This is a genomic window from Dietzia sp. UBA5065, from assembly GCA_002415925.1.
In the GTDB taxonomy this organism is placed as follows: Bacteria; Actinomycetota; Actinomycetes; order Mycobacteriales; family Mycobacteriaceae; genus Dietzia.
The window spans coordinates 1,607-7,244 of sequence record DIAZ01000024.1 but is presented as its reverse complement, the minus strand read 5'-3'; the positions used below and the strand labels follow the sequence as shown (position 1 = coordinate 7,244).

The window sequence follows — 5,638 nt, the reverse complement described above, 5'->3', positions numbered from 1 at the left end:
GGGGGGCCGCCCACGGCGGCAGGGGGCGCAGATGTCGGACAGTCCTGGTTTCTTCACCCATTCCCACGCCTTGTGCGAGAGCCGGGACATCGGTCCGCGGACCCGCGTCTGGGCCTTTGCCCACATCCTTCCCGGCGCCTCCGTCGGCGCCGACTGCAACGTCTGCGACCACGCGTTCATCGAGTCGGGCGTGGTGGTCGGCGATCGCGTGACGGTGAAGAACCGGGTGCTGCTCTTCGACGGCGTGACGGTCGAGGACGACGTGTTCCTGGGGCCGGCCGTGGTGTTCACCAACGACCTCAGGCCCCGCGCCGAGATCAAGAAGAGCGGGGACGCGCTGACCCGGACGCTCGTCCGCCGGGGCGCCACCCTCGGCGCGGGGTGTGTCGTGGTCGCGGGTCACACCGTGGGGGAGTACAGCTTCACCGGGGCCGGCAGCGTCGTCACCCGCGACCTCGCGCCGCACGGGTTCTACGTCGGGAACCCCGCCCGCCTCAGGGGCTGGGTCTGCCGGTGCGGCGAGCGACTCGAGGCCGACCTCGGGTGTCGATGCGGCCGCCGCTACCGGCGGGTGGACCCGGACACCGAGACGGCCGGCCTGGAGGAGGTGCGGGATGGGGGCTGACCGCTCGTTTCGGGCGGCCGACCAGCACGCCGACGTCTGCGTGGTGATCGTCACCTACAACAGCGCGGCGGACATCGGGTTGCTGCTCGGCGATCTGCGGCGGGCCGCGGACGCTCTCGCGATCCGCGTCGTCGTCGTCGACAACGGCTCCGCCGACGGGACCCGTGACGTCGTGCGGGCGGGTGGCACCGACATCGACCTGGTCGAGGAACGCAACATCGGGTACGCCGGCGGTGTCAACGCCGCCACCCGCCGTCCCGGTTCCTACCGCTACCAGGTGGTGATCAACCCCGACCTGAGGTTGCCGGACGGCGCGCTCGAGCGGTGGGTGGACTCCGCACGTCGGACCGGCGCCGCCGCCGTGGCTCCCGCGATGGTGGACTCGGACGGCTCCCTGCACCGGTCGCTCCATCGGGAGCCCACCCTCCTTCGGGCCCTCGGCGACGCGCTCCTCGGGGACCACCTGCTCGGGCGGCCGTCGGCATTCACCGAGCGCGTGTCCGATCCACGGGACTACTCGCGTCCGGGGACGGCGGAGTGGGTGACCGGCGCGGCGCTGTTGGCCCGGCGCGACGTGGTGGAGGCGGTCGGCCCGTGGGACGAGCGCTTCTTCCTGTACTCCGAGGAGACCGACTACTGCCGACGGATCCGCGAGCTCGGACACGAGATCCTGTTCGATCCCGACGTGACGGTCGTTCACCACGGTGCCGGTTCCGGGACGTCGCACGAACTCGACACGCTGCTCGCCGTGAACAAGGTTCGCTACGCGGCCAAGTGGCACGGCGCCGCGTACGCGGACCTCCTGCGTCTCGTGCTGGTGCTGGCCGCGCTGCTGCGGTATCGCCGGCCGGGCTCTCGCCACACCCGGATCACGCTGCTGGATCCGGCCCGGTGGGACGCCCTCCCCAAGGCCGAGGGGAGTCCCGCGCACGTGCTACCGCCGCGGGCCGCCTCGGTCGTCATTCCCGCACACAACGAGGCGACCGTGCTCGCCCGCACCCTGGATCCGCTGGCCCACGCCGCCGAGAGGGGTGCGCTCGACGTCGTGGTGGTGGCCAACGGCTGCACGGACTCCACCGCCCGGGTCGCGCGCTCCTTCCCCGGCGTCAGGGTGCTGGAACTCGCGGACGGGAACAAGGCGGCGGCCCTCGATGCGGGGCTCCGGGCGGCGTCGTGTGTTCCGTGCCTCTTCCTCGACGCGGACATCGTGCTGACCGAGAAGTCGGTCCTCGACGTGGTGGGGGAGCTTGGTGAGCCCGGCGTCCTCGCCGCGCGACCTGACCGGGTGTTCGACGCCTCCGCGTCGACGTTCCTGGTCCGGCGCTACTACCGGTGCCGCAGTCGGGTACCGATGCTCAACGCGTCACTCTGGGGCGCCGGCGTCTACGCCCTGGGCGGCGCCGGCCTCGACCGGATCGGGTCTTTCCCCGATGTCGCCGCCGACGATCTCTGGCTCGATCTGCAGTTCTCGCCGGCCGAGTGCCGGGTGGTTCCGACCGACCCGGCGATCGTCACCACGCCGGTCGGCGTCGCGGACCTCACGCACACCCTCAAGCGGATCTACCGCACCAATCGCGCACTGTCGGACGAGGGCGGGGCGCCCTCCACCGCCATGGCGGTGCTGCGCACCGTCCGGGGTCCCGTTTCCGCGCTGGATGCCCTCGTCTACCTGTCGATAGCGGCTCTCGCTCGCCTCAGGCTCGGCCTGGACCCGGCCGAGCGGTGGGAGCGCGACGAGTCGAGCAGGTGAACCGCACGGCCTCCGCTTCTCCTCACCGCCCGTGGACCAACTTCCCACGGTGCAACCGACTCGGTCGGTCGGATGCGACGTGCGCGGACCTGGTCCACAGGAGCCCGTAGAGGACAAAGAGAATCGCGCTCACCTGCTGGAACGCGAGGAGATCGAACGTCACCATGGATACCGTCACCGCGGCGAACGACGCCCCCAGCGCGTAGGCCTCATCCCGCGACCCGGGACCGGAGCTGCGGCGAAGTGCGGTGGCGAGGCCTACGAACCCGGCGATGACGAACAAGGCCAGGGCGACGACTCCCACCACTCCGCCCTGGATGACGGCCTGCAACCACTGATTGTCGAGGATCTGGTACTCCGGGTAGGGGTTACCTCCCAGGCCCATCCCCACCCAGGGATGCTCGGCGAACATCGTGCCGACCCACGCGTAGTCGTCGGTGCGGGTGGTGATGCTGTCATCCCGACCGGCGTCGAGCACCGAGGAGATCAACGACGCGACGGGGCCGGGATAGACGAGGCGGTAGGTGACGGCCACGATCCCTCCGACCACCACCGCGTTGAGCAGGAACCTCACCGACTGACCCACGGCGTACACCGCGAATGCCGCCACCACGGCGACGAGGCCGGTCCGGGACACCGCCAGCGGCAGGGCGAGACAGGCCACCGCGAGGGAGAACGCCGCCCATCTCCGCCGGCGTGGGGTGAGCGCGAACCGGGCCATGTGGAGTGACAGCGGAATGGTCGCCGCGGACAGCACCACGAACTCGATCGCGTGCGACGACGTGCCCACCACCCGGACCGCCGAGCCGCGCGCGATGATCTCCGTCTCCGGAACGCTGTTGACGAACCCCGGTGGGACGAACAGGTTGCGGATGTCGGCTCCGATGAAGCCCTGCAGGACGCCGACACACATCGCCCACGTGAGCCCCAGGAGAAGAGCGCCGACGAGGTAGCGCTTCTGCCGCGCGTGCGTGACGGTCATGATGATGTAGAGCGCGATGAACGCGTAGGCGACGGTCGCTATCGCGATGCGGTCCTTGTTCGCCTCGACCTCGGCACCGCCGAGGGAGAATTCTCCCATGAAGTAGGTGAGCAGTTGGAGAACGAGGAAGCACACCATCAGCACCGCTCCGGGGTTGGGTGACCGCAGTGGCCCGACCCTCCGTCGCGCGAACCGCCAGAGCACCACCACCAGCATCGCGAGCGCGAGTAGCCGCGCCGGGCTGCCCTGCCCCCGGAGCGGTCCCGGCAGCACTGCGGCCGCGGGGACCAGTGGCACGATCAGGCACAACAGGACCCCAAGGAGCGGGATCCGGTCGGCGCGGAGCCGCTCGGAGCGCCACCAGTCGGAAACGCGCAGGTCGGCCGACATCTCTAGCCCCGGTGACGGCCGGGCACTTCTCCGCCGTCGGCGTCCGCGGGAGACGGCGGCTCGGGGGTATCGGCATCGGTGAGGCGGTCTCCTTCCCCCTGGTCCCGCAGCTGTGATCTCGTCCGTCTCAGATCCCAGTACACGCCCGCGAGGACACTGATGATCAGGCCCAGCCCGACGATGCCCGCAACCAGCTTCATTCGACCCGGCCGGAGCACGTCGATGACCGGAGTGCCGCTGACCTGGTAGATCACACCGTAAGCCCGTTCGGGTATGCCCGCATTCGCCTGGATCCGGTTCAACTCGTCCTTGGCGAGTCGCTGCGACATCGTCACCGCCGACTCGGCGGTGTCCCGGTCGTGAGCGGACGCCACGAGATTCACCATCGGCATCTGGCCGCCGGGAACCGCGACCACCGCCGCGGCGAAGTCGGTGGCGCCCGTCGAGTCCTCGATCTCCCGGGCGACCGTGGGGGAGGAGAGGCCCGCGGCGGTGAGGTTGGCCAGCATGATCGTTCCGCCGTTGTTGATGATTCCGTTCCCCTCCCCGCCCGAGACGGGAGAGGGCGCGAGACCGACAACGGTTGAGGCTCGGTACACGGTGGGCACGGCGAGGTAGGCGGCTCCCGCCAAGGCCAGCGTCAGCACCATCAGGGGGACGGTCACGTACCAGCGTCTGCGGCAGGCCCGCGCCACATCGAAGAGGTCCATTCTGTCTTGTCCCCAATCCGCTGACGTGGTGAGTGAGTCGGAAGTGGGCCGGCTGCAGGAACTGGCCCGTGGAAGCTCTTCCGCGAGCGCGACGGTGAAAGTACCCTAACACGAATGGTGCCGCGGAGAGGGAAGCTCGTAGCGGCCTCCGTTCTGACAACGGCGCTGGTCGCGGGCGGTTGCGGCGCGTCGTTCGGCGGTGCGGGCGCGAATGGGAACGGAGTTCACACGCTCCCTCGCATCGCGTGGGAGGGCGGTCCCGAGTACTGGTCGAGGTTCGCGAACGCGGGAGACTGGACGGATCCGGGTTTCTTCCCGATCGGCCTCTGGTACGGCACGATCGACGATGCGGATCACGCCCGGGCCGACAAGGCCGCCGGCCTCACCTTCTACACCGGCGGACTGTGGGAGAAGACGGACTTCGCGGCACTCCGCCAGTCCGGGATGTACTGGGTGGGCGGCCGGGTGAATCCCACCTTCGACGACACGTCCCGGTACTGGCCCGGGGTCCTGCTCGACGATGAGGTCGACGGGCGTTTCACGCCGGCCGAGGGCTTCGCGCACCTCGATGAACGCAGGAAGGCGATGACGACCGACGATCAGTTCTCATATGCGAACTTCACCAACATGGTGGTCGGCCCCGAACTTCCGCTCGCGGACCGGCTCCGCTACGTGAACACGTTCGCCGATGTCGTCAGCCTCGACATGTACTTCTACACCGTGCCCTTCTGCGCCGCGGGGGACGCCTACCGGGGTCACCTCTACGACGGCCGGATCCCCGAATCGACCTGCCGCACCGCGTCCAGTTACGGCAGGTTCGTGGGGGCGCTGCGGGACCTGGACGCACGGGACTCCCGTCTCGTGCCCATCTGGAACTTCGTCGAAGTGATGAGCGGTGCCAACGACGACGGAGCGTTCGTCCGCTACATGGAGCCCGAGGAGATCCGCGGCGCGGCTATGTCGTCGATCATCAACGAGGCGCGCGGAATCGTGTGGTTCCAGCAGTCGCTCGGCGGCCCGTGCAAGAGCACCCAGCCGGTGCGTCAGGCGCAGGAACTCGGTGAGGCCTTCTGCGGATTCCGCCAGGTCGAAGCCATGACGCTCATCAATCGACAGATACTCGAGCTGGCCCCGGTCCTGAACACCCAGTCCCTCCAGTGGCACGCCGCGGACGAGTCCCA

The 5,638-nt window shown here is 69.5% G+C and carries 5 protein-coding genes; 3 read left to right on the top strand and 2 right to left on the bottom strand.

Annotation, left to right across the window (positions count from 1 at the left end):
- Both B4M60_RS02075 and B4M60_RS02070 read left to right on the top strand, forming a co-directional pair.
- Positions 1 to 625: acyltransferase (locus B4M60_RS02075; RefSeq protein WP_414646711.1), on the top strand; the 625-nt coding region annotated here is incomplete at its 5' end.
- Positions 615 to 2,375, top strand: a complete 1,761-nt coding sequence (locus tag B4M60_RS02070) for a glycosyltransferase family 2 protein (RefSeq protein WP_291079818.1) — start codon at positions 615 to 617, stop codon at positions 2,373 to 2,375. The genes B4M60_RS02075 and B4M60_RS02070, both read left to right, overlap by 11 nt.
- Positions 2,376 to 2,397: 22 nt before the next feature.
- Here the strand turns inward: B4M60_RS02070 and B4M60_RS02065 are convergent, their stop codons facing one another.
- Positions 2,398 to 3,747, bottom strand: coding sequence for an O-antigen ligase family protein (locus tag B4M60_RS02065; protein WP_291079816.1), 1,350 nt, complete (start codon positions 3,745 to 3,747; stop codon positions 2,398 to 2,400).
- A gap of 2 nt (positions 3,748 to 3,749) precedes the next feature.
- Entirely contained in the window at positions 3,750 to 4,457 is a 708-nt protein-coding gene (locus tag B4M60_RS02060) for a hypothetical protein (protein WP_291079815.1), read from the bottom strand.
- Positions 4,458 to 4,571: 114 nt separating this feature from the next.
- On the opposite strand from B4M60_RS02060, the gene B4M60_RS02055 reads away from it, so the two are divergent.
- Positions 4,572 to 5,638, top strand: a 1,067-nt coding sequence (locus B4M60_RS02055; protein WP_291079814.1) for a hypothetical protein, incomplete at its 3' end; no start/stop codon positions are given.

What these genes read in the sequence shown, in the direction of transcription:
- B4M60_RS02060 (WP_291079815.1), bottom strand. Translation starts at nt 4,457, where the DNA reads ATGGACCTCTTCGATGTGGCGCGGGCCTGCCGCAGACGCTGGTACGTG.
- B4M60_RS02070 (WP_291079818.1), top strand. Translation starts at nt 615, where the DNA reads ATGGGGGCTGACCGCTCGTTTCGGGCGGCCGACCAGCACGCCGACGTC.
- B4M60_RS02065 (WP_291079816.1), bottom strand. Translation starts at nt 3,747, where the DNA reads ATGTCGGCCGACCTGCGCGTTTCCGACTGGTGGCGCTCCGAGCGGCTC.